This window comes from Nocardia sp. FBN12 (assembly GCF_054031145.1).
In genome coordinates this window covers 3,423,743-3,445,366 of record NZ_CM132926.1, presented here as the reverse complement: position 1 = coordinate 3,445,366, position 21,624 = coordinate 3,423,743, and the positions used below count along the sequence as shown (strand labels likewise).

The window sequence follows — 21,624 nt, the reverse complement described above, 5'->3', positions numbered from 1 at the left end:
TCACCAGTTGGCCTGACGGCCCGGCATCACTTCAGGTGGCGCGCGAAGAACCGGTTCGCTTCCGCACCGGCGTGCTGCGGTACGCCGGTGTGCCCGCCCATATTGGCGTGCAGCGTCTTCTCCCCGGAGCCGAAGGCGTCGAACAGGTCAAGGGCCATTTGCCGGTCGTTTCCCTCGTCGTCCCATTGCAGCAGAACGTGCAGCGGAATGGTGACGTGCCGGGCCTCCCCGAGTATGGCGCGGGGCACGAAACTACCGGCGAACAGAACGGCGGCCGCGATGCGCGGCTCGACCGCCGCCAGCCGGGTGCCGATGGAGATCACCCCGCCCGAGTAGCCGACCGGGCCCCCGATCTCGGGCAGCGCGAGCAGGGCGTCCAGGGTGGCCCGCCATTCCGGGACCGCCTTGTCGACTAGCGGGAGGATGAGCCGGTCGACGATCTCGTCGTCGACCGGCCCGCCGGCCGCCAGCGCCCGGCGCAGGTCGGCGAGGGCCTGATCGGCGGCAGCCGAACGGGGCCGATCACCGCTGCCGGGGAGCTCGATGGTGGCCACGGCGTAGCCCTGGGCCACGGAGTGCCGGGCCCGGGCCAGCAGTCGCGGGTACGCCTTGCGTAGCCCGAGGGGAGGGGGACTGGCCAGGATCAGCGGCACCGGTGTGGATGCAGATCCGGGCGTCCACAGGATCCCGGGGATCTCGCCGAGGGTGAATTCGCGTTCGAGGATGTCGTCGAGGCGCTGTTCGGTAATGAATTGCACGGTCGTGCCTTTCGGGAGTGCGCTGAACGGCGCTCCCGGACGACCTATCGCCCGACCGTGACCTCGGAGAAGAGCACCCACGTCGATACTGCGTTCACGGGTACCACCTCCTCGTTCTCTGGCACGGACTCCCGAAAGGTAGCAGTGGTCGCAGTCGTTCGCCACCGATTTTCGGTGGCTCCGACATGGACGCACCCAACCCCGCAGGTGATCACGCGAGCGGTCGAGTCAGTCGCTGACAGCGTCAGTCCCCTGCGATACCGCGCTGCCCGCCACATTCGTATTGTGCACCGAACAGACCCACCAGCTGCCGTCTCGTTCCGTGAAAACCCAGGTGCCGCGGTTGGTTACCGAGAAATCCGGTGTTCGCAGCGTCTGCTCGACAGTGACGATCGCGTGCCCGCCGGCAAGGAGTCGCACTGCCAGAATCTCGTAGTGCGCCTCGGCGTCCGGGATATCCCGCAGCGCGGTCTGGTGGTAGGCGTGCAGCTCGTCCCAGTTCGGAAAGACCGAGCCGGCCGGATTGATGAAAACCACGTCATCGGTGAAGACGCTGTCGAACGCCACGGCATCCTTCGCCGCGAGCGCGGCTTCGAGACGTCCGAACACCTTCGTGATCGCGGCTGGAGCGGCGTCCTGATCCGTGGCGACGACGGCGGCCCTCGGGCGCACGCCGTGTGTATCGGCAGTCATCGCTCCAACATACGACTGCAGGTCGCCGAACCGGCTCGGCGGCGGGCTCAGTCCTGCCACCCGCTCGCGTCGAGAATCATGTCCCAGGTGTCCACCGGGTTCGTCACGGCCGCAGCAGAACGGTGCCGAATGCCATCCGATCCTCCAGCATTCGGTGTGCCCGCGCGGCGTCGGCGAGGGGGAGAATCGAGTCGATCGCGGGTGTCAGCAGGCCCTGCGCCGTCGCCGTCAGTGCTGCCGACTGCTGCCGGGCGACTTCGCCGAGCCAGGCGGTGCCCGCGCAGCCGGTGAGGGTCAGCCCGCGCAGGATCAGGTCGGTGGCGCCCAGTTGCGCCGGTGCGCCCGCGAGCCAGCCGTAGCTGAGGATTCGGCCGCGCAGCGGAGTGATCAGATCGAGAAGTGGTGTCAGTGAATCGCCCCCGATCGAATCGAAGACGACGTCGACCGTGCCGTCCGCGAGAAGGTCGGTCAGTCGGTCTGCCCAGTCGGGTGCGGTGTGATCGAGCACTTCGTGCGCGCCGTTGTCGCGTGCGAGCCGGGCCTTCTGTTCGCCGCCCGCGGTGCCGATGACGCGCACCCCCGCGGCGGCGCAGAGCTGGGTCAGGCAGCTGCCGACGCCAGTAGCTGCCGCTTCGACGAGAACGGTGTCGCCAGCGGCGACGGCCGCGGTCCGCATCAGTGTCAGTGCCACCGACCCCGGCATCTGGATCGCGGCGGCGTGCTCGATGGTCAGCTCGGCCGGGATCACCGTCACCGAATCGGCGTCGGCGGCAACGAGTTCGGCATAGGAGCCGAAACCGCTGGTCGACGCGACCACCCGGGCGCCGAGCAATCCCCGATCGACGCCCGCGCCGATATCGATCACCGTGCCCGCCGCCTGGAATCCGAAGACCTCGGGCAGCGGCGCGGGAGCGGGGAACGTCCCTGCCCGGATCTTGGTCTCCGGGTACAGCACCGGCACCGCCTCGGCTCGGATGACGACCTGCCCGGCGCCCGGCCGAGGTTCGCCGACCTCGCGCGCCACCAGGACGTCGGGTCCGCCGGTCTCTGTCATTACGATTGCCTGCATCAGAACTCCATAAGTTGACTGCTGGTCCAGATATCACGAACGATATGGACCGGCGGTCAACTTGTCAACGGATCGGCGGGTGCCGAGAAAGCGGGTGCGATGACCGACCGACGTCCCACTGAACGCGCCGATGCCGCGCGCAACCGTCGGGCGATCCTCGACGCCACCTCCGCGCTGCTGGCCGAGCACGGCGCGGCCGGGGTGACCATGGATCGGGTGGCGGCGGCGGCAGGCGTCGGGAAGGGCACCATCTTCCATCGGTTCGGCAGTCGTGCCGGGCTGCTCTACGAGCTCGTCGCCGAGGGTGCTGTCGAGCTGATGACGGCGGTCTCGAGCGGCCGACCACCCCTCGGGCCCGGTGCGCCTGCTACCGATCGGCTACTCGCCTTCTTCGACGCCATGACGAGCCTGGTCACCGACGACGTGGAACTGATCGCGGCCTATCAGGCGATGCCGCCACACCCACGCAGCGCTGAATTCCACACGTTCTGGGCAGAGCACATCGGCACGCTCCTGCGTGAGGTCCGTCCCGATATCGACGCCGACACCGTGGGCGCACTATTGCTGTCGACAGTCGGCGGGGAACTGGCACAGCAACTGGCCAGGGCGGGCGAGGTCGACCGTTTGCGCTCGGCGATCGAGGAATTGGTTCGTTCGGTGTTGCGCGCTCCCTGACCATGTTGTCCGAGAACAGGTCCGAGCGCTTCTGCTACCGCCACGCTGTGGGCTGGAGTGGCTGACGAGGAATCTGCACGATGACGCGGAGTCCGCCGGCCGGGCGAGGGATGAGAGTGAGAGTTCCGGCGTGTGCCGCGGTGATGCTGTGGACGATCGCCAGGCCGAGGCCGACCCCCGCGTGGTCGGTGCGGATGCGTTCGGTGCCGCGTCGAAACGGCTCGACCAGCGTGGTAACCAGTTCGGGGGTGAGCAGGGGACCGGTGTTCTCGACGGTGAGCACCACGGCCTCGGGGTGCAGTCTGGTCATGACCCACACGGTGCCCCAGGTGGGCAGGTTGTGGACGATCGCGTTGTGCACGAGGTTCGTCGTCAGCTGCAGTAGCAGGGCGTGTGAGCCGATGGTGGGGGTCACCTCGCCTGCGGTCTCGAGGGTGACGCCGTGTTCTTCAGCAAGGGGAAGCAGCGTTTCCGTGGCTTGTTCCGCGAGCAGCGACAGGTCGACGGGTTCGCGGGTGAACGACCGTTGATCGGCGCGGCTGAGCAGGAGCAATGCTTCGGTGAGGTCGATCGCCCGCGCGTTGACGGTGTAGAGGCGGTCGATCAGCTCTCCGGTGTCGCGGGTGCGATCGGTACGGGCCACGTCGAGCAGCGTCTGTGTGATCGCCAGCGGCGTGCGCAGTTCGTGGGAGGCGTTGGCGGCGAATCGCTGCTGTTCGGTGACGTGTGCTTCCAGCCGGGCGAGCATGATGTCGAAGGCGTCGGCCAGTTCGCGGAACTCGTCGCGGTGGCCCGGCAGCCGGATGCGGTGGGCGAGTGATCCGTTCGCGGCTGTGCGGGTGGCGGCGGTGATGCGGGCCAGTGGAGTGAGCATCCAACCGGCGAGAAACCAGCCTCCCACCAGGCCGATCGCCAGCAGGAATGCCATCACGACGATCACGAACGGAGCGAAGGAGCGCACCAGCATGCCGCGATCGATCCAGAAATCGCCGCTGCGCGTGTTGATCCAGCCCTCGGGCAGATACCACAGGTAGTAGACACCGAGTGCGGCGATCAGCAGCGAACCGACGAGCATGATGAAGCAGGCGTAACTGAGGGTGAGTTTGAGCCGAACACTAAACCCGGGCGGCCTACCCACGGTCTTGTCCGTCACGCCCGGTGCTGATGCGGTACCCGACACCGGCCACGGTGGCGATGACCCAGGGTTCGCCGAGGCGTTTGCGTAGCGCGGACACGGTGATTCGCACCGCGTTGGTGAACGGGTCCGCGTTCTCGTCCCAGGCCCGTTCCAGCAGTTCTTCGGCGCTCACGACACCGCCCTCCGCGGCGAGGAGGACTTCGAGCACCGCGAATTGCTTGCGGGTCAGCGCGACGTAGCGGCCGTCGCGGTAGACCTCACGGCGGAACGCATCCAGACGCAGCCCGGCGAGCTCGCGCACCGGAGGCCTGATGTGGGCGCGTCTGCGGTCGAGTGCTCGGAGCCGCAGGACGAGTTCCCGGAGCGCGAAGGGCTTGGTGAGGTAGTCGTCGGCGCCGAGCCCGAAGCCGCTCGCCTTGTCGTCGAGCCGGTCGGCGGCGGTGAGCATCAGGATCGGCAGGCCGCTGCCGGAGGCGACGATGTGTTCGGCGATCTCGTCGCCGGAGGGACCGGGGATATCGCGGTCGAGGACGGCGATGTCGTAGCTGTTGACGCTCAGCAGCTCCAGCGCGGTGTCGCCGTCACCGGCGATGTCGGCGGCGATCGCGTCCAGGCGCAGGCCATCGCGGATGGCTTCCGCCAAATAGGGTTCGTCCTCGACGATCAGTACACGCATAGACGCTCGATTCTCCCCGCCGGGGGATATCGTCGGCATATCTGAAACGGCATACGCGCCGGCAACACCATGCTGCCTTGACTGAGGGCATGAACCACAGTGAACCAGCGACTCGCCGTCTCCGATCGAGTGTCCTCGTTGCCGTTGTCCTCGTCAGTGCGGCGACCGTCGGTGTCCTCGTTTACCAGTCGCTGCCATCCTTGTCCTCGGTCGCGCGATCCATCGACAGCTATGTCGGCGGCCACCGTGGGCCGCCCGGCGCGACGCTCTTCGATGACGAGAATCCGTCCGTGGGCAACCTCGACCCCGGTTTGCTCGCCGCTCTGCGCGAAGCTGCCACCGATGCCGCCGACGACGGGGTCGAGTTGATCGTCAACAGTGGCTGGCGGTCGCCGCAATATCAGGGACAACTGCTGCGCGAGGCGGTCTCGAAGTACGGCTCGGAGAACGCGGCCGCTCGGTGGGTGGCAACCCCCTACACGTCTGCGCACGTAGCGGGCGAGGCGGTCGATATCGGGACCGAGGGCGCGGCATGGCTGTCCGCGCACGGCGCCGCCTACGGGCTGTGTCAGATCTACGCGAACGAACCCTGGCACTACGAACTTCGCCCCGACGCGGGGGAGCTCGGCTGCCCGCCCCTGTACGCCGACCCGACTCATGACCCGAGGATGCAGCCGTGATCACCGCAGCTCCCGTCGCACAGTCCGGTGCGTTCACCCAGCTCGTCCTGCGCTTCTCGATGATCTATTTCGGCCTGCTCTGCCTGTTGCTCACCTATATCCCGTTCGCGTTCCTCGGCATCCTCGGCCGGTGGGTCCGCGACTACCCGGGGCCGTGGAACATGCCCATCACCGACCCCCTCACCGGTCCGGTCGGCAGAGCGGTCTTCGGGGTCGACGCCGAGCTGCACCAGGACTCCGGAGCGGGCGACCAAACCGCCGTCTGGGTGCTGGTGTTCTGCCTGCTGATCATCGCGATGGTGGGCGCCGCGGTGTGGACGGCCGTCGACCGTCGTCGGGTGTCCGCCCGCCTGCTCGCCTGGTTCTCGCTGTTCCTACGGCTCGCACTGGGCGGGCAGATGATCGGGTTCGGGTTCGCCAAACTGATCCCCACCCAGATGCCCGCCCCCGGCCTGGCTCAGCTGTTGCAGCCGTACGGCGAGATGAGCCCGGCCTCGGTGTTGTGGCTGCAGGTCGGCAGCTCGTATCCGTACGAGATGGTGCTCGGTGGGGTGGAAGTGGTGGCGGGGCTGCTGCTGTTCGTGTCCCGGACCGCGGTGCTCGGCGCCGCGTTGACGCTGCTGAGCACGGCGCAAATTCTCCTGCTGAACATGACGTTCGACATACCGGAGAAACTGCTCGCCGCGCACCTGCTGCTGATCAGCGTGTTCCTGCTCGCTCCGTACCTGCGCCGGCTGTCCGATGTCTTCGTGCGGCAACGCGCGTGCGCGCCACTGACCCAGCCTTCGCTGTTCACCGACGCCAGGAGGAACCGCATCGCGGTCTGGGCTGTGGCGGCGTTGGGCCTGTGGGTGGCGCTGGGCAGCGGCTATGACCGCTGGGTGGTCTGGCACGAACAATCCGGTGCCGCGAGCCCCAAGTCCGCGCTGTACGGAATCTGGGAGGTCCGGGATTTCACCATCGACGGGCAGCTGATCCCGCCGCTGACCACCGACGAAACACGGTGGCGGCGACTAGTTTTCGATGATCCACAGCAAGCCACCTACCAGCGGATGAACGGCGAACTGGTACCCGCACGCGCCTCCTTCCGCCCCGGCGGACAACTGGAACTCACCTCGATGAACGCGGTCGGTGCGGTCGACCCGGTGCCACCGTTCGCGACGCTGTCCGCCGAAAAACCCACCCCGGACCGACTACTGCTCCGCGGATTTCTGCACGACCGCTCGATCACGATCACTCTCGAACGACGGGACCCGAACACCTTCACCCTGCGCAGCCGCGGATTCCACTGGGTGCAGGACTACGTGTACTTCCGCTAGTGGACGTCGGGCCGCAACGACGTTTCCGCACAGGCAGATTCGGCTGCCGCGCGGTCTTGGTTCGTTCGCCGCGTCGGCTGGAAACTGTCGGCAGCGCGGGCGGGGTGATGATCATCGGAGTCGGGGCGGGAATGGCGCTAACCGGAACTCACTGACGTCGACGCACTCGCTTCCGTTTCCAACTTATAGCGCATCCGGGGGCTTGCGGCAAGGCCCCGGTGGTGCTGCAGAATCGCTGGGCAACGTGGGGACCAGTGACATTCGGGAGTGACGAAGATGCAAGAGATGACCACCGACGTGATCGTTGTCGGCGCTGGGCCTGCCGGATTGATGCTCGCGGGAGAATTGGGTCGCGCCGGGGTGCGGCCGCTGGTCCTCGAACGCCGCGCGCAGCCGGGTACCGCGCAGAAGGCCAGTGGGCTCGGCGGGCGGATTCTGGACGTGCTGCGGTACCGGGGGCTGCTCGATCGGATGACCGCGGTCAGCGGTGACGCCAGTCCGAAGCCGATCTTCCCGTTCGGCGGGGTGTACCTGGACTTCACCGGCCTCGACGAAACGCCCTTGCACGCCATCGCGATTCCGCAGGCGCGGGTCGAGGAACTGCTCGCCGACGACGCTGCCGAGCTCGGCGCCGAGATCCGCCGCGGGCACGAAGTCGTCGCCATCGAGCAGCACGACGATGCGGTGATCGCGGAGGTGAACGGGCCGGACGGCTCGTACCGGATTCGCGCCCGCTACCTGGTCGGCTGCGACGGTGGCCGCAGCCGGATTCGTGAGCTGGCGGGAATCGATTTCCCCGGCAGCACCTATCCGGAGGTCAACCGGTTGGCAGTGGTGGCGGTGCACGAGTCGGTGACGGTGCTCGACGACGACGGCGGCATCGAAGTGCCCGGTGTCGGCCGGATCGATCCGGGATTCACCCACACCGACAGCGGGGTGTTCGCGCTCGGCCGGGTCAGCGCCGAAGACCGGGTGATGTTCTTCCAGACCACCGAGAACGACGAAGCCGAATACGACAACGACGAACCACTGACCATGTCCGAACTCGGCGACAGCGTGCGACGCGTGCTCGGCGCACAGGTTCCACTCGGTCCGCCGACTCGCTTGTCGCGCTACCAGTTCCAGGACCGGCAAGCCGAAAACTACCGTGTGGGTAGGGTTTTCCTGGCGGGCGACGCGGCCCACCTGCTGCCCGCCACCGGTGCCGCGATGAACCTCGGCATGACCGATTCGGTGAACCTGGCCTGGAAGCTGGCCGCCGATATCCACGGGTGGGCACCGGCCGATCTGCTCGACACCTACCACGCCGAACGCCACTTTGCCGGTGGCCGCGCGTTGCTGCAGACCCGCGCCCAGGCCGCGCTGCGTCAGGGTCAGGATCCGGCCGCCGAGGCGCTGCGCGCAGTGTTCTCCGAACTGCTCACCGACGAACCCGCGCTGCGCCGCATGGGAGCCCTTGTCGCGGGCACCGATCTGCGCTACCCGATCCCCGGAACACACTCGCTCACCGGCACTTTCGTGCCCGACCTGCCCCTGCACACCGACCAGGGAACGACGAGCGTCGCCGAACTCATGCGAGCCGCACGACCGGTCTTCCTCGACTTGGCCGAACGCCCGGACCTGCGCACGATCGTCGAGGAGCTGGCACCGCGCGTCGAGATTCGCGCGGCGAAGGTCGGTGATCGTCTCGCGGATGCTCTGCTGATCCGCCCGGACGGTCATATCGCCTGGGCGGCGACGATCGATGAACCGTCGGACACTGCGGAATCGGCATTGCGCGAGGCGTTGGCGCGCTGGTTCGGCGTCTAGGAATCGACGCGATCGAGACACATGGGGAGTCGCCCTTCCTGCGCGGAAGGTCCGGAGAGGCAGCTCACCATGGTCTGCGCAGCTCGGCGCTGTGGGTCGGCCCGACCAGCCGAGGTCGCCACGTGACGTAACGTCGGCCGAATGTCCGCCCGGCCCAGGATCATTCGGTTCGGGGCCGGGTCCGCGTTGAATTCCGGGCCCGGCTGTGCATTACTCCTGGGATGAATTCGATCTCGGCCACCGAGCGGCCGACGAAGAGCGCGCTGCCCGGCTGGTCGGTGCCGATGGTGTTCATCATTGCCGCGACCTCGCAGTATGTGGGCGCGGCACTCGGCGTCTTCCTGTTCGACACCACCGAGCCGTCCACCGTCGCCTGGTTGCGCGCCGCCGCGGCGGGCGTCGCGCTGCTGGCCTGGCGTCGGCCGTGGCGAACCCGCTGGACGCGGCGGGGCATCGTGGTGGCGGCCGGCTTCGGCATCGTCACCGTGTCGATGAACATCGTGTTCTACGAGGCGATCGCGCGCATCCCGCTGGGCACCGCCGTCGCCATCGAATTCCTCGGCCCGGTCGCCGTCGCGACGCTCGGTTCGCGGCGGGCCAGGGATCTGCTCGCGGTCGCTCTGGTGGCCGTCGGCGTGGTGCTGCTGGCCGGTGTGCAACTCGATGTCGAGCCGGTCGGCGTGGGTTTCGCGCTCGCCTCGGCGGTGCTGTGGGCGGCCTACATCCTGCTCGGCAAGCGAGTGGCCGACACTGGCGAGGGCCAGGATTCCCTCGCCGTCGGCATGGCGGCCGCGGCCGTGTTGCTGGCGCCGTTCGTCCTGATCCCGCAACTGGCGATCGACGCCGGAGTGTTCGCCGACCCGCGAACCTGGCTGCTCGGTCTCGGCGTCGGCGTGCTGTCGAGCGCGGTGCCGTACGCGCTGGACCAGGTGGTGCTGACCGCGGTGGGCCGCGCGCGTTTCGCCCTGCTGCTGGCGTTGCTCCCGGCGACCGCGACCGTCGTCGGCGCGATCGCCCTCGCGCAACGGCCCACCGTGCTGGAACTGGCGGGCATCGCACTGGTCATGCTGGCGCTGACGATCAGTGCACTGCCGACTCGTCAGCCCGCACCGGAGCCACCGGCACCGCTGTGACTGTTCGGCGCGTTCATGCGCGAGCCGCCAGGCTCGGCGATTCGACATGTGCACCGGCGCTGCGGATTCCGCGTAGCAGCAAGACGCCCGCGACCACCACGATCGGTCCCGGAGTCGGTTTGACGATGACCGCGCAGAGTGCGCCCCAGCCGAGCACCATCCAAGCCAGGAAAACCGGCGGAACGATCCCGTGCCGGTCCATCCACATCACGAGCACGCCGACGACGAACAGCGGCCAGCCGAAACCGGCGGGATTCGACCAGAAGGCATTGGCTGCCCCAGTGTCCTCCCACCAATGCCCCCACAGCTCCAATGCCAGCCAGTCATCGAAATAGGACCAACTGGCCGGCATTCCGAGCGTGAGGTGCCCGATCCCGATCACGGCGATGAGCCACGCTCACCCCCTGATCAGCAGGTCACCACCGGGATCGCCGAAACCCGCCCTCGGAGTTGATCACCTGCCCGACCATCCATCGCCCCTCATCGGAAACGAGCCAGGCGATCAACCGAGCCGGGTCATCCGGCACCCCGACCTGGCCGCGCGGAAACGCGGCCCGCACCTCCTCGATCACCGCGAGGTCGCGATCCGCTGTCGCCGCAGTCAGGTACCCGGTATCCACCGGGCCCGGATTGACCGTATTGAGCAAGATCCCGCGCTCGATCAACTCGGCGGCGACGGTGCTCGTGAGCCCGGCCAGCACCGATTTCGCTGCGGCGTAAGCGATTTCCGACCGCATCGGCCCGAGATCCTGGCCGGAACTCATCCAGATGACGCGCCCCCGGTCGCTCACGGGATGCGCCTCGGCCCGATAGCGCCGTGCGAACGCCTGCGTCAGCAACAGCACGGACCGGGCATCGACCGCCCAGTGCCCGTCGAGCATCTCGGCATCGACCTCGAAGAGGTTCCCGTCACCCCCGCTGCGCGCGTGATTCGCGACCAGTATGTCCACCTGCCCGAAAGCGTCGACGGCTTTGTCGACCACCAACTGCGCGGCCGTCGGCTCGGCCAGATCGACTGCGAGATCGGCAACACGCGTGATCTCACCCAGCTCGCGACAGATGTCGCCCGGGTCCTGCGCACCCCACGGCTGCTCCGCATCATGTGGTGCCCAATGCGTCAGGAACAACGCAGCACCCTGCTGGGCCAGCCTCCGCGCCACCGCGAACCCGATCCCGCCCCGCCGACTCACCCCGGTCACCACCGCGACCCGCCCACTCAACGCCGTCGATTCCATGACCTCGATTGCAGCCCACACCCACCCGTGCCGCAACCGAATACCGAATGTCGTCGGGCGATCATCGAGAAGGCTTGTCGCGGAACGGGTTCCGCGAGGTCAGTTGCTCTGGGCCAGGTAGTTGTAGATCTCGTGGACCTCGATGGTGGGTTGGTTGGGCATGCCCACTGCCATGCCGACGGGGCCGAGGGTGGATTCGGCGAAGCTCTGGAATTGCTCGGGGGATTCCCAGACGTCGGTGACGTGGAATCCGGTGTCGGTCTTCCTGACGAAGTGGAATATCAGGCCAGGGCCGCCGGAGCCGCCATGTTTGAAGCCCATCTTCGCGAGGGCCTGGTCGTACTGTTCGAGGGTCGAGCCGGGGAATTCGAGTTCGACGGCAACCGCCATGACGGTCATCTCCTTGCGCGGTCGAGCGGGGTCGGAGTGACTTCGGGCCCGGCAGGCGAACGGGGGGCTCGCGATCGAACATCGTGACCCGGCGCTCCGATCGGATCACGATCGCTCTGGGCGGCGGTGCGAAACTCGCCGCCCCGATGTGGTGCGCGTCACAGTCTAGTCCGCGGGTAGTGGGGCGACAAGCGGCCTCGACAACGGATCGCGCCTAGGCGAGGACGGTATCTCCGATGCTCGACGACGTTCGGCTAACTGATCTTGGCGAGAATGTCGACCGCGATATCCGTTGCGGCGGTGTGCATCTGGTCGTCGGTCAGCTCGAGATCGCCCATCATCGACAGGCTCCAGCTTATCGCGAGCAGCGCTTGCCTGGCGTGATAGATGTCGAGCGGGGCGGCGTCGGGGCCGGTCATGAGATCGGCGAGGACGCGGAATTGGTAGCGCAGGCCCGCACCGAAACCCAGGTCGCGGAACGCGGGCTGGTTCTCGTGCCAGAACCGCACCATGTCCCGGCCGAGGCTGTGCAGTAGCGCGCTGTAGCGGCGCAGGATCTGCTCGGCGCGCTCGTGTCCCGGCGGGGTCTGCTCGGCCCAGGTGACGATGTCGTCGATGCCGCGACGCAGATCGTCGGACAGGCTGACGACGATGTCTTCCTTGGTCCGGAAGTGGTAGTACAGCGCGGCTTTGGTGACACCGAGTCGTTCGGCGATCTCGCGCAGCGATGTCTTCTCGTAGCCGTGCTCGGAGAACAGTTCCATCGCCACTGTGCGAATGCGTTCCCTGGTGTCGCTACGACGTCCGTCCACGGGGCTTTCCTTTGCTTGACGACCGGCTAGGGGGAGCCTACCGTCGCAGAATGACCGAAATCACTAGCCGGTCGGCAAGTTAGTTTGGTAGGAGGGGTAGATGACACACGTGAACGCACCCACCGCAGGGGTGGCACTGACAGCGATCGGCGTCGCGCTGATCCGTGAGCGGGAGTCGCGGAGGCCGGATCGGCTCTACGACGACCCGATCGCCACGGCGTTCGTCGACGCGGCGCGGCGGGACTTCACCCGCACCGAGGAAGGCGCGGCGAAATGGGAGCGAGTCGAGGCCGTGGCCGAACAGTTCTTCGCGGGAAGATCCGTCGGGGTCCGTCTGGTCGACGAGCGGGTGACCGAGGCCGTCGCCGCCGGATGCAGGCAGATCGTTCTGCTCGGCGCCGGTCTGGACACCCGCGCGTTCCGGCTGGGTCTGCCCGCCGACCTCACCGTCTATGAACTCGACCTGCCCGAGCTGTTCGCCTTCAAAGAACCGGTGCTGCGCGCCGCGGGCGCCATACCGACGGCACGCAGGCACGTCCTGCCGATCGACCTACGAACCGACTGGGCTGTCCCATTGCAAGAGCAGGGATTTCGCCCTGACGAACCGACTCACTGGATCGACGAGGGCGCGCTCCCGTACCTCCCGCCCGAGGATCACCGACGAGCCGTCGCGACGCTGACGGCACTGTCCGCGCCCGGTAGCCGATTCGGTCTCAGCCGGTTCGCGGTCGATCCCGAGGCGCCGCCCTACGTCGAACTGCGCCGACTCGTCGCCGGTGACGACGCTGGGATGCCGCCGCTGGACGCCGGGCGTCCGGGGGAGCAGTGGCTCGTCGAGCACGGCTGGCGCACCCGGTTCCGCGCCTGGGACGACCTGATCGTCGCCCTCGGCAGAGACGTGGCGGTGAACGATCCGAAGGTCGGCGTCGTGCTCGCCGAGCGGGTGTGACCGAAGGCGACCACTCGGGCCGGGTCGGTATCAGTTGTCGCGGTCGTCGCGACGAGGTGAACGCGATCACGGACCGGCCCGCGCCGAGTGGTCGCCGCCTCGTTCCACGGCGGTGAAACACGCGCGCTCACTGCGCTTTCGGCGTGACTGTGATCACCGGCACGGCGGCGGTGGTCCACCGGCGCTCCGTGGCCGCGCTCACAGGCGGGCCTACCTGGTCAAAGGCGCCCCGCGGCGCTGATAGGCTGACGGGCGAGTTAGGCATCCTTTAACGGACCGTCCGGTGAGGCGGGGAAGGAGGTCGGCATGGCTGTGCCCGAACGGGCCGCCAGAACCGGCGCGGGCGAAACATCGCAGCGGCACACCCCGGAGTGGGTGGCGGCCGGTCGCGAGCTGTTGTCGCCATCGGACGTGACCAGGACCGTAGCGCGGATCGCGCACCAGATCATCGAGAAGACCGCCCTGGATTCCGGCGACGCCGACGCACCGAGGGTGGTTCTCATGGGAATCCCGACGCGCGGCACCACCCTGGCCAATCGGCTGGCGGACCGGATCGAGGAATTCTCGGGCGTGCGGCCCGCACTCGGCTCCCTTGACATCACCCTGTACCGCGACGACCTGCGCAGCCGCCCGCACCGCCCGCTCGAGCGCACCTCGGTGCCCGATGGCGGCATCGAGAACTCCCTGGTGGTCCTCGTCGACGACGTGCTGTTCTCCGGCAGGACGGTCCGCTCCGCCCTCGACGGCCTGCGCGACCTCGGCCGCCCCCGCGCCGTGCAGTTGGCGGTACTCATCGACCGCGGCCACCGCGAACTGCCGATCCGCGCCGACTACGTGGGCAAGAACGTGCCGACCTCGCGCGCCGAGGACATCTCGGTGCTGATGGTCGAGCACGACGGTCGCGACGGTGTGTATCTGCATCAGGAAGGTCAGGAGCAGTGAGGGAGCGTAGCGACCGAACCATGAACACAGCCATTCGATGGTTCACGCCGGAGCCGAGCGCCAGCGAGGTGGAGGCGTGAAGCATTTGCTGACGGTCGCCGACCTGGATCGCGGCACCGCCACCGAACTCCTCGACGAAGCCGAACGCTTCGAACAGGCCCTGCTGGGCCGCGAGGTGAAGAAGCTGCCGACCCTGCGCGGCCGCACCGTGATGACGGTGTTCTATGAGAACTCCACCCGTACGCGCGTGTCCTTCGAGGTGGCAGGCAAGTGGATGAGCGCCGACGTGATCAACGTGAGCGCGTCGAGTTCCTCTGTCTCCAAAGGTGAATCGCTGCGCGACACCGCCCTCACCCTGCACGCCGCAGGCGCCGACGCGCTGATCGTGCGCCACCCGGCCTCGGGTGCCGCGCACCAGATCGCGCGCTGGATGGAACAGTGGGCCCGCGACGAGGACCGCGTCGCTCCGTCGATCATCAACGCCGGCGACGGCACCCACCAGCACCCCACCCAGGCCCTGCTCGACGCGCTCACCTTGCGCCAGCGCCTCGGCGATGTCGAGGGCAAGCGGATCGTCCTGGTGGGCGACATCCTGCACAGCCGGGTCGCCCGCTCCAATGTCTCGTTGCTCAACACCCTCGGCGCCGAAGTCGTGCTGGTCGCGCCGCGCACTTTGCTGCCCGTCGGTGTGGAGGCCTGGCCCTGCCGGGTCTCGAGCTCGCTGGACGCGGAACTGCCCGGCGCCGACGCGGTGATGATGCTGCGGGTGCAGGCGGAGCGGATGAACGGCGGGTTCTTCCCGTCGGCCCGCGAATACTCGATCAACTACGGACTGTCCGAGCGCAGGCTCGCGCTGCTCGACGACGACGCCGTGGTCCTGCACCCCGGCCCGATGCTGCGCGGGATGGAAATCGCCTCAGCGGTTGCCGATTCGCCGAAATCGGCTGTGCTGCAGCAGGTCTCGAACGGAGTGCACATGCGGATGGCCGTGTTGTTCCGGCTGCTCGTCGGTCAGGAGGAAACGGTATGAGTGAGCTGCTGATCAAGAACGTCAAGCCCTACGGCGAAGGCGATCCGGTCGACGTCCTGGTGCGCGACACCGTCATCGCCGACATCGGACCTGGCCTCACGGCATCCGACGACGCCGAGGTCATCGAGGGCAACGGCCAGATCCTGCTGCCCGGCTTCGTCGACCTGCACACGCACCTGCGTGAACCCGGCCGCGAAGACACCGAGACCATCGAAACCGGTTCCGCCGCAGCCGCACTGGGCGGTTACACGGCGGTGTTCGCGATGGCCAACACCAGCCCGGTCGCCGACTCGGTCGTCATCACCGACCACGTGTGGCGCCGCGGCCAGGAAGTCGGCCTCGTCGACGTGTTCCCGGTCGGTGCCGTCACCGTCGGCCTGCAGGGCAAGCAACTCGCCGAGATGGGCACCATGGCCGCCGGTGTCGGCCAGGTGCGGATGTTCTCCGACGACGGCTACTGCGTCGACGACCCGCTGATCATGCGCCGCGCGCTGGAATACGCGAACTCCCTCGGCGTTCTCATCGCTCAGCACGCCGAGGAGCCGCGCCTGACCAAGAACGCCATCGCGCACGAGGGCCCCAACGCCGCGCGCCTTGGCCTGCACGGCTGGCCCCGCGCCGCCGAGGAGTCGATCGTCGCGCGTGACGCACTGCTGGCCCGCGACGCGAACGCCCGCGTGCACATCTGCCACGCCTCCACCGCGGGCACCGTCGAACTGGTGAAATGGGCTAAGTCCCAAGGCATTTCGATCACCGCCGAGGTGACTCCACACCACCTGCTCCTCGACGACTCGCGCCTGGAAACCTACGACGCGGTGAACAAGGTGAACCCACCACTGCGCGAATCCACCGACGTGGCCGCCCTGCGCCAGGCACTGGCCGACGGCATCCTCGACTGCGTCGCCACCGACCACGCCCCGCACGCCGAACAGGACAAGTGCTGCGAATTCGCGGCCGCCCGCCCCGGCATGCTGGGCCTCGAGACCGCGCTCTCGATCATCGTGCAGACGATGGTCCAGCCCGGCCTGCTCGACTGGCGCGGTGTCGCCCGGGTGATGAGCGAGAAGCCCGCCGCGATCGTCGGACTCGACGACCACGGCCGCCCGCTCGCCGTCGGCGAGCCCGCCAACCTCACGCTGATCGACCCCGACGCCGAGTGGACGGTGCGCGGCGCCGAACTGGCGAGCATCTCGAACAACACACCGTTCGAGGACATGACGTTCCCGGCCGAGGTGACAGCCACTGTGCTGCGCGGCCGGGTAACTGCCCGCGAGGGCAAGGCGGTCGGGATCTAGGGAGGCCAGGAAGTGGAAAGAACGCTGTGGATTGTCGGGCTGCTGGCTTTTTTCGTGCTGTGCCTGTGGTTGATGTACCGGGCCTGGCAGAAGAAGGCCACGCGGCAACGGGCACGCATCGGCGAACTGCCGACCGTGCCGGCCGAACTGGGCGCACAACTACTGGAACCGACCACCGGTATGTACCTGGGCAGCACCATCGCACCCAGCTGGCAGGACCGGATCGCGGTCGGTGACCTGGGATTCCGGGCGACCGCCGAACTGACGCGGTTCGAACGCGGAATTCTGCTCGAACGCGACGGCGCCACGGTGATCTGGATTCCGCAGGAATCGGTGACAGCCGTGCGCACCGAGCGCGGACACGCGGGCAAAGTGATGACAGAAGGCGGTGTGCTGGTAATTCGCTGGACACTGCCGACCGGAACCGAGATCGATACCGGTTTCCGGGGCGACGACAAGACGGTGTACCCGGCATGGATTGCGGATGCGACCAGGGTGACGACGGGAGACGATGAATGACGAAGGCACAAGCAGCCTTGGTGCTCGAGGACGGCCGCGTATTCCGCGGTACCGCCTTCGGCGCACAGGGCCAGACACTCGGTGAGGCCGTGTTCTGCACGGCGATGACCGGGTACCAGGAGACCCTGACCGACCCCAGCTACGCCCGCCAGATCGTGGTGGCCACGGCCCCGCAGATCGGCAACACCGGCTGGAACGACGAGGACGACGAGTCCGCCAAGATCTGGGTCGCCGGTTACGCCGTGCGCGACCCCTCGCGGGTCTCCTCCAACTGGCGCGCCACCGGCACGCTGACCGACGAGCTCGACCGCCAGGACGTGGTCGGCATCGCCGGCATCGACACCCGCGCGGTGGTCCGCCACCTGCGCAGCCGCGGTTCGATGAAGGCGGGCATCTTCTCCGGCGCCGCGCTGGCCGCCGACGAGGAACTCCTCGCGCGGGTCAACGGCCAGGCCTCGATGCTGGGTGCCGACCTCGCCGAAGAGGTCAGCACCGACGCGATGTACACGATCGAGCCGGTCGGTGACCACAGGTTCACCGTGGTCGCGGTCGACCTGGGCATCAAGACCAACACCCCGCGCATGTTCGCCGAGCGCGGCGTGCGCACCCACGTGGTGCCGTCGAACACCTCCCTCGACGACATCCTCGCGCTGAACCCCAACGGTGTGTTCCTGTCCAACGGCCCCGGCGACCCGGCCACCCAGACCGGCGCGATCGCGCTCACCCAGGGTGTCCTGGAACGCGGAATGCCGCTGTTCGGCATCTGCTTCGGCAACCAGATCCTGGGCCGCGCACTGGGCCGTAGCACCTACAAGATGAAGTTCGGCCACCGCGGCATCAACATCCCGGTGATCGAAGAGGGCACCGGTCGCGTGTCCATCACCGCCCAGAACCACGGCTTCGCCCTCGAGGGCGAGCGCGGCGAGGTGTTCGACACCCCGTTCGGCAAGGCCGAGGTCTCTCACATCTGCGCCAACGACGGCACCGTCGAAGGGGTCCGGCTGATCGACGGCCGCGCCTTCTCGGTGCAGTACCACCCCGAGGCCGCCGCAGGCCCGCACGACGCCGCATATCTGTTCGACCGTTTCGCCGGTCTCATGGAAGGAGCCTGATGCCTCGCCGCGAGGATCTGAAGCACATCCTGGTGATCGGCTCTGGCCCGATCGTGATCGGCCAGGCGTGCGAATTCGACTACTCCGGTACCCAGGCTTGCCGGGTACTGCGGTCCGAGGGACTGCGCGTTTCGCTGGTGAACTCCAACCCGGCGACCATCATGACCGACCCGGAATTCGCCGACGCCACCTACGTCGAGCCGATCACCCCGGAGTTCGTCGAGAAGGTCATCGAGAAGGAACGCCCCGACGCCATCCTGGCCACCCTCGGTGGACAGACCGCGCTCAACACCGCGGTCGCGCTGCACGAGAACGGTGTGCTGCAGAAGTACAACGTCGAGCTGATCGGCGCCGACTTCGACGCCATCCAGCGCGGTGAGGACCGGCAGAAGTTCAAGGACATCGTCGCCAAGGTCGGCGGCGAGAGTGCCCGCAGCGCAGTCTGTTACACCATGGACGAAGTCCGCGAGACCGTCGCCGACCTCGGCTACCCCGTGGTCGTGCGCCCCTCGTTCACCATGGGTGGCCTCGGCTCGGGCATGGCCTACAACGAGGACGACCTCGACCGCATCGCCGGTGGCGGCCTGTCCGCCTCGCCGACCGCGAACGTCCTGATCGAGGAGTCCATCCTCGGCTGGAAGGAATTCGAACTCGAGCTCATGCGTGACCGCAACGACAATGTGGTCATCGTCTGCTCGATCGAGAACGTCGACCCGATGGGCGTGCACACCGGTGACTCGGTCACCGTCGCCCCCGCGATGACCCTCACCGACCGCGAATACCAGAAGATGCGCGATCTCGGCATCGCGATCCTGCGCGAGGTCGGCGTCGACACCGGCGGCTGCAACATCCAGTTCGCGGTGGACCCGGCCGACGGCCGCCTGATCGTCATCGAGATGAACCCCCGCGTCTCGCGCTCCTCGGCGCTGGCGTCGAAAGCCACCGGTTTCCCGATCGCCAAGATCGCGGCCAAGCTGGCGATCGGCTACACCCTCGACGAGATCGTCAACGACATCACCGGCGAGACCCCGGCTTCGTTCGAGCCGACCCTCGACTACGTCGTGGTGAAGGCGCCGCGGTTCGCGTTCGAGAAGTTCCCCGGCGCCGACGCCACGCTGACCACCACCATGAAGTCGGTGGGCGAGGCGATGTCGATGGGCCGCAACTTCTCCGAGGCCCTCGGCAAGGTGCTGCGTTCGCTCGAGACCAAGGCCACGAGCTTCTGGACCACCGACGACGGCCAGTGGGCCCCGGCGGACCCGAGTGACCCGGCCTCGGTGCGCGAGGCGATCGAAGCCGTCCTCGCCGACCTGCGCGTCCCGACCGAAGGCCGCATCTACCAGGTGGAGCGGGCACTGCGCTACGGCGCGAGCGTCGCCGAGGTCGCGTTGGCCTCCGGCGTCGACCCGTGGTTCGTCGCCGAGGTGCTCGGCCTGGTCGAGCTGCGTCAGGAAGTTCTCGACGCGCCCGTCCTCGACGAGGACCTGCTGCGTCGCGCCAAGCACTACGGTCTGTCCGATCGTCAGCTGGCGGCGCTGCGCCCCGAGCTCGCGGGTGAGGCAGGCGTGCGCTCGCTGCGTCACCGCCTGCGGGTGCGCCCCGTCTACAAGACCGTCGACACCTGCGCCGCGGAGTTCGAGGCCAAGACGCCCTACCACTACAGCACCTACGAGCTGGATCCCGGCGCGGAGTCCGAGGTCGCGCCGCAGCGCGAGCGCGAGAAGGTCATCATCCTGGGCTCGGGCCCGAACCGCATCGGTCAGGGCATCGAGTTCGACTACTCGTGTGTGCACGCGGCACAGACTCTGTCGGCCGCCGGGTACGAGACCGTGATGGTCAACTGCAACCCCGAGACCGTCTCCACCGACTACGACACCGCCGATCGCCTCTACTTCGAGCCGCTCACCTTCGAGGACGTCCTCGAGGTGTACAACTCCGAAGCCGAGTCCGGCACCGTCGCCGGTGTGATCGTCCAGCTGGGCGGCCAGACTCCGCTGGGTCTGGCGCAGCGGCTCACCGACGCGGGCGTGCCCGTCGTCGGTACCTCCGCGGCCGCGATCGACCTGGCCGAGGACCGTGGCGAATTCGGTGATGTGCTCGTCGCCGCGGGCCTGCCCGCGCCCAAGTACGGCACCGCCACCAACGTGGCGCAGGCGAAGAAGATCGCAGGCGAGATCGGCTACCCCGTCCTGGTCCGCCCGTCCTACGTGCTGGGCGGGCGCGGCATGGAGATCGTCTACGACGAGACTTCGCTCGAGGGCTACATCTCCCGCGCGACCGAGCTCAGCCCCGATCACCCGGTGCTGGTCGACCGGTTCCTCGAAGACGCCATCGAGATCGACGTCGACGCCCTGTGCGACGGCGACGAGGTCTACCTCGGCGGCGTGATGGAACACATCGAGGAAGCCGGCATCCACTCCGGTGACTCCGCCTGTGCGCTGCCCCCGATCACCTTGGGCCGCAGCGATATCGAGGCCGTGCGTCGCTCCACCATCGCGCTGGCCAAGGGCATCGGGGTCAAGGGTCTGCTCAATGTGCAGTACGCCCTCAAGGACGACGTGCTCTACGTCCTGGAAGCCAATCCCCGTGCGAGCCGGACGGTTCCGTTCGTCTCCAAGGCGACCGCCGTGCCCCTCGCGAAGGCCTGCGCGCGGATCATGCTCGGCGCCACCATCGCCGACCTGCGCAAGGAAGGCATGCTGCCGCCCGAGGGCGACGGTGGCCACGTGCCGCTGGACGCGCCGGTCGCGGTGAAGGAAGCCGTGCTGCCCTTCCACCGGTTCCGTCGCGCCGACGGCTCCGGCGTGGACTCGCTGCTCTCCCCGGAGATGAAGTCCACCGGCGAGGTCATGGGCATCGACGCCGACTTCGGCACCGCGTTCGCCAAGAGCCAGGCCGCCGCCTACGGCTCGCTGCCGACCGAGGGCACCGTCTTCGTCTCGATCGCCAACCGCGACAAGCGTGCCATGGTGTTCCCGATCAAGCGCCTGCATGATCTCGGCTTCCGCATCCTCGCCACCTCGGGCACCGCGGAAACTCTGCGCCGCAACGGTATTCCGTGCGAACAGGCACGCAAGCACTCCGACCCGGAAGCCACCGATCCGGCCACCGGAATGCCGGAAGCCTCGATCGTGGAGCAGATCCGCGACGGCGAGATCGACATCGTGTTCAACACCCCCTACGGCAACTCGGGCCCCCGCGTGGACGGCTACGAGATCCGCACCGCCGCGGTGGGCGCGAACATCCCGTGCATCACCACCGTGCAGGGCGCTGCCGCGGCGGTGCAGGGCATCGAGGCCAGCATCAACGGTGGCATCGGGGTGCGTTCGCTGCAGGAACTGCACTCGACACTGCGTGGCTGACCACGCGAGGCGTCCGCGACACCACGAC

General features: G+C 67.9%; 21 protein-coding genes. 12 read left to right on the top strand and 9 right to left on the bottom strand.

Features of this window, described 5'->3' with window-relative positions:
* Nucleotides 1-26 precede the first annotated feature (26 nt).
* The 3 genes from ACWZHB_RS16600 to ACWZHB_RS16590 form a co-directional block, all read right to left on the bottom strand.
* Nucleotides 27-758, bottom strand: a complete 732-nt coding sequence (locus ACWZHB_RS16600; protein ID WP_427908829.1) for a dienelactone hydrolase family protein — start codon at nt 756-758, stop codon at nt 27-29.
* 228 nt (nt 759-986) lie between these two features.
* The gene (locus ACWZHB_RS16595; RefSeq protein WP_427908828.1) at nt 987-1,451 is read right to left on the bottom strand and encodes a YybH family protein; all 465 of its coding nucleotides are present in this window, start codon (nt 1,449-1,451) and stop codon (nt 987-989) included.
* A 103-nt stretch (nt 1,452-1,554) separates the two neighbouring features.
* The gene (locus ACWZHB_RS16590; protein WP_427908827.1) at nt 1,555-2,520 is read right to left on the bottom strand and encodes a quinone oxidoreductase family protein; all 966 of its coding nucleotides are present in this window, start codon (nt 2,518-2,520) and stop codon (nt 1,555-1,557) included.
* 99 nt (nt 2,521-2,619) lie between these two features.
* On the opposite strand from ACWZHB_RS16590, the gene ACWZHB_RS16585 reads away from it, so the two are divergent.
* Nucleotides 2,620-3,195, top strand: a complete 576-nt coding sequence (locus ACWZHB_RS16585) for a TetR/AcrR family transcriptional regulator (protein ID WP_427908826.1) — start codon at nt 2,620-2,622, stop codon at nt 3,193-3,195.
* Nucleotides 3,196-3,229: 34 nt separating this feature from the next.
* On the opposite strand, the gene ACWZHB_RS16580 is transcribed toward ACWZHB_RS16585, so the two are convergent.
* The gene (locus ACWZHB_RS16580) at nt 3,230-4,270 is read right to left on the bottom strand and encodes a sensor histidine kinase (RefSeq protein WP_427908825.1); all 1,041 of its coding nucleotides are present in this window, start codon (nt 4,268-4,270) and stop codon (nt 3,230-3,232) included.
* Between the two features lie 55 nt (nt 4,271-4,325).
* Nucleotides 4,326-5,009: a response regulator transcription factor gene (locus tag ACWZHB_RS16575; protein WP_427908824.1), complete on the bottom strand. Its 684-nt coding sequence runs from the start codon at nt 5,007-5,009 to the stop codon at nt 4,326-4,328.
* Nucleotides 5,010-5,098: 89 nt separating this feature from the next.
* Between ACWZHB_RS16575 and ACWZHB_RS16570 the strand changes: the two genes are divergently transcribed.
* The 4 genes from ACWZHB_RS16570 to ACWZHB_RS16555 all read left to right on the top strand — a co-directional run bounded on the left by ACWZHB_RS16570 (nt 5,099) and on the right by ACWZHB_RS16555 (nt 9,950).
* Nucleotides 5,099-5,689: a M15 family metallopeptidase gene (locus ACWZHB_RS16570; RefSeq protein WP_427908823.1), complete on the top strand. Its 591-nt coding sequence runs from the start codon at nt 5,099-5,101 to the stop codon at nt 5,687-5,689.
* 59 nt (nt 5,690-5,748) lie between these two features.
* Nucleotides 5,749-7,008 (top strand): DoxX family protein, encoded by a 1,260-nt coding sequence (locus ACWZHB_RS16565; protein WP_427909187.1) that lies wholly within the window; start codon nt 5,749-5,751, stop codon nt 7,006-7,008.
* A gap of 276 nt (nt 7,009-7,284) precedes the next feature.
* Complete coding sequence (locus ACWZHB_RS16560; protein ID WP_427909186.1) at nt 7,285-8,817, top strand: FAD-dependent monooxygenase; 1,533 nt, start codon at nt 7,285-7,287, stop codon at nt 8,815-8,817.
* A gap of 221 nt (nt 8,818-9,038) precedes the next feature.
* Complete coding sequence (locus ACWZHB_RS16555; RefSeq protein WP_427908822.1) at nt 9,039-9,950, top strand: EamA family transporter; 912 nt, start codon at nt 9,039-9,041, stop codon at nt 9,948-9,950.
* 13 nt (nt 9,951-9,963) lie between these two features.
* Here ACWZHB_RS16555 and ACWZHB_RS16550 read toward each other — a convergent pair whose 3' ends face one another.
* The 4 genes from ACWZHB_RS16550 to ACWZHB_RS16535 form a co-directional block, all read right to left on the bottom strand.
* Nucleotides 9,964-10,332, bottom strand: coding sequence for a DUF6463 family protein (locus ACWZHB_RS16550; RefSeq protein WP_427908821.1), 369 nt, complete (start codon nt 10,330-10,332; stop codon nt 9,964-9,966).
* 34 nt (nt 10,333-10,366) lie between these two features.
* On the bottom strand, nt 10,367-11,185 hold the full coding sequence (locus tag ACWZHB_RS16545; RefSeq protein ID WP_427908820.1) for an SDR family oxidoreductase: 819 nt from the start codon (nt 11,183-11,185) through the stop codon (nt 10,367-10,369).
* A 99-nt stretch (nt 11,186-11,284) separates the two neighbouring features.
* Nucleotides 11,285-11,575, bottom strand: a complete 291-nt coding sequence (locus tag ACWZHB_RS16540) for a hypothetical protein (protein ID WP_427908819.1) — start codon at nt 11,573-11,575, stop codon at nt 11,285-11,287.
* A 254-nt stretch (nt 11,576-11,829) separates the two neighbouring features.
* Nucleotides 11,830-12,387 carry a TetR/AcrR family transcriptional regulator gene (locus tag ACWZHB_RS16535; protein ID WP_427908818.1) on the bottom strand — a complete coding sequence of 186 codons (558 nt, stop codon included), beginning with the start codon at nt 12,385-12,387 and terminating at the stop codon, nt 11,830-11,832.
* Nucleotides 12,388-12,487: 100 nt separating this feature from the next.
* Between ACWZHB_RS16535 and ACWZHB_RS16530 the strand changes: the two genes are divergently transcribed.
* From ACWZHB_RS16530 to carB, 7 genes are all read left to right on the top strand, one after another.
* On the top strand, nt 12,488-13,336 hold the full coding sequence (locus ACWZHB_RS16530) for an SAM-dependent methyltransferase (RefSeq protein ID WP_427908817.1): 849 nt from the start codon (nt 12,488-12,490) through the stop codon (nt 13,334-13,336).
* A gap of 306 nt (nt 13,337-13,642) precedes the next feature.
* A complete protein-coding gene (gene pyrR, locus ACWZHB_RS16525; protein ID WP_427908816.1) occupies nt 13,643-14,278 on the top strand; it encodes a bifunctional pyr operon transcriptional regulator/uracil phosphoribosyltransferase PyrR in 636 nt (211 codons plus the stop codon).
* A 76-nt stretch (nt 14,279-14,354) separates the two neighbouring features.
* Entirely contained in the window at nt 14,355-15,308 is a 954-nt protein-coding gene (locus ACWZHB_RS16520) for an aspartate carbamoyltransferase catalytic subunit (RefSeq protein WP_427908815.1), read from the top strand.
* The gene (locus ACWZHB_RS16515; RefSeq protein WP_427908814.1) at nt 15,305-16,603 is read left to right on the top strand and encodes a dihydroorotase; all 1,299 of its coding nucleotides are present in this window, start codon (nt 15,305-15,307) and stop codon (nt 16,601-16,603) included. The genes ACWZHB_RS16520 and ACWZHB_RS16515 overlap by 4 nt, the downstream gene beginning before the upstream one ends.
* Before the next feature lie 12 nt (nt 16,604-16,615).
* Entirely contained in the window at nt 16,616-17,122 is a 507-nt protein-coding gene (locus ACWZHB_RS16510; protein WP_427908813.1) for a PH-like domain-containing protein, read from the top strand.
* Nucleotides 17,119-18,234, top strand: a complete 1,116-nt coding sequence (gene carA / locus ACWZHB_RS16505) for a glutamine-hydrolyzing carbamoyl-phosphate synthase small subunit (protein WP_427908812.1) — start codon at nt 17,119-17,121, stop codon at nt 18,232-18,234. The genes ACWZHB_RS16510 and carA overlap by 4 nt, the downstream gene beginning before the upstream one ends.
* Nucleotides 18,234-21,596, top strand: coding sequence for a carbamoyl-phosphate synthase large subunit (gene carB, locus ACWZHB_RS16500; protein ID WP_427908811.1), 3,363 nt, complete (start codon nt 18,234-18,236; stop codon nt 21,594-21,596). Before carA ends, carB begins: the two co-directional genes overlap by 1 nt.
* Nucleotides 21,597-21,624 lie beyond the last annotated feature (28 nt).

Bases quoted from the DNA above. Each gene is read 5' to 3' on its own strand.
- ACWZHB_RS16530 (WP_427908817.1), top strand. From the start codon at position 12,488: ATGACACACGTGAACGCACCCACCGCAGGGGTGGCACTGACAGCGATC.
- ACWZHB_RS16555 (WP_427908822.1), top strand. From the start codon at position 9,039: ATGAATTCGATCTCGGCCACCGAGCGGCCGACGAAGAGCGCGCTGCCC.
- ACWZHB_RS16585 (WP_427908826.1), top strand. From the start codon at position 2,620: ATGACCGACCGACGTCCCACTGAACGCGCCGATGCCGCGCGCAACCGT.
- ACWZHB_RS16595 (WP_427908828.1), bottom strand. From the start codon at position 1,451: ATGACTGCCGATACACACGGCGTGCGCCCGAGGGCCGCCGTCGTCGCC.
- ACWZHB_RS16515 (WP_427908814.1), top strand. From the start codon at position 15,305: ATGAGTGAGCTGCTGATCAAGAACGTCAAGCCCTACGGCGAAGGCGAT.
- ACWZHB_RS16575 (WP_427908824.1), bottom strand. From the start codon at position 5,009: ATGCGTGTACTGATCGTCGAGGACGAACCCTATTTGGCGGAAGCCATC.
- carA (WP_427908812.1), top strand. From the start codon at position 17,119: ATGACGAAGGCACAAGCAGCCTTGGTGCTCGAGGACGGCCGCGTATTC.
- ACWZHB_RS16540 (WP_427908819.1), bottom strand. From the start codon at position 11,575: ATGGCGGTTGCCGTCGAACTCGAATTCCCCGGCTCGACCCTCGAACAG.
- ACWZHB_RS16580 (WP_427908825.1), bottom strand. From the start codon at position 4,270: ATGCTCGTCGGTTCGCTGCTGATCGCCGCACTCGGTGTCTACTACCTG.
- ACWZHB_RS16570 (WP_427908823.1), top strand. From the start codon at position 5,099: ATGAACCACAGTGAACCAGCGACTCGCCGTCTCCGATCGAGTGTCCTC.
- ACWZHB_RS16560 (WP_427909186.1), top strand. From the start codon at position 7,285: ATGCAAGAGATGACCACCGACGTGATCGTTGTCGGCGCTGGGCCTGCC.
- carB (WP_427908811.1), top strand. From the start codon at position 18,234: ATGCCTCGCCGCGAGGATCTGAAGCACATCCTGGTGATCGGCTCTGGC.
- ACWZHB_RS16545 (WP_427908820.1), bottom strand. From the start codon at position 11,185: ATGGAATCGACGGCGTTGAGTGGGCGGGTCGCGGTGGTGACCGGGGTG.
- pyrR (WP_427908816.1), top strand. From the start codon at position 13,643: ATGGCTGTGCCCGAACGGGCCGCCAGAACCGGCGCGGGCGAAACATCG.
- ACWZHB_RS16590 (WP_427908827.1), bottom strand. From the start codon at position 2,520: ATGCAGGCAATCGTAATGACAGAGACCGGCGGACCCGACGTCCTGGTG.
- ACWZHB_RS16565 (WP_427909187.1), top strand. From the start codon at position 5,749: ATGATCTATTTCGGCCTGCTCTGCCTGTTGCTCACCTATATCCCGTTC.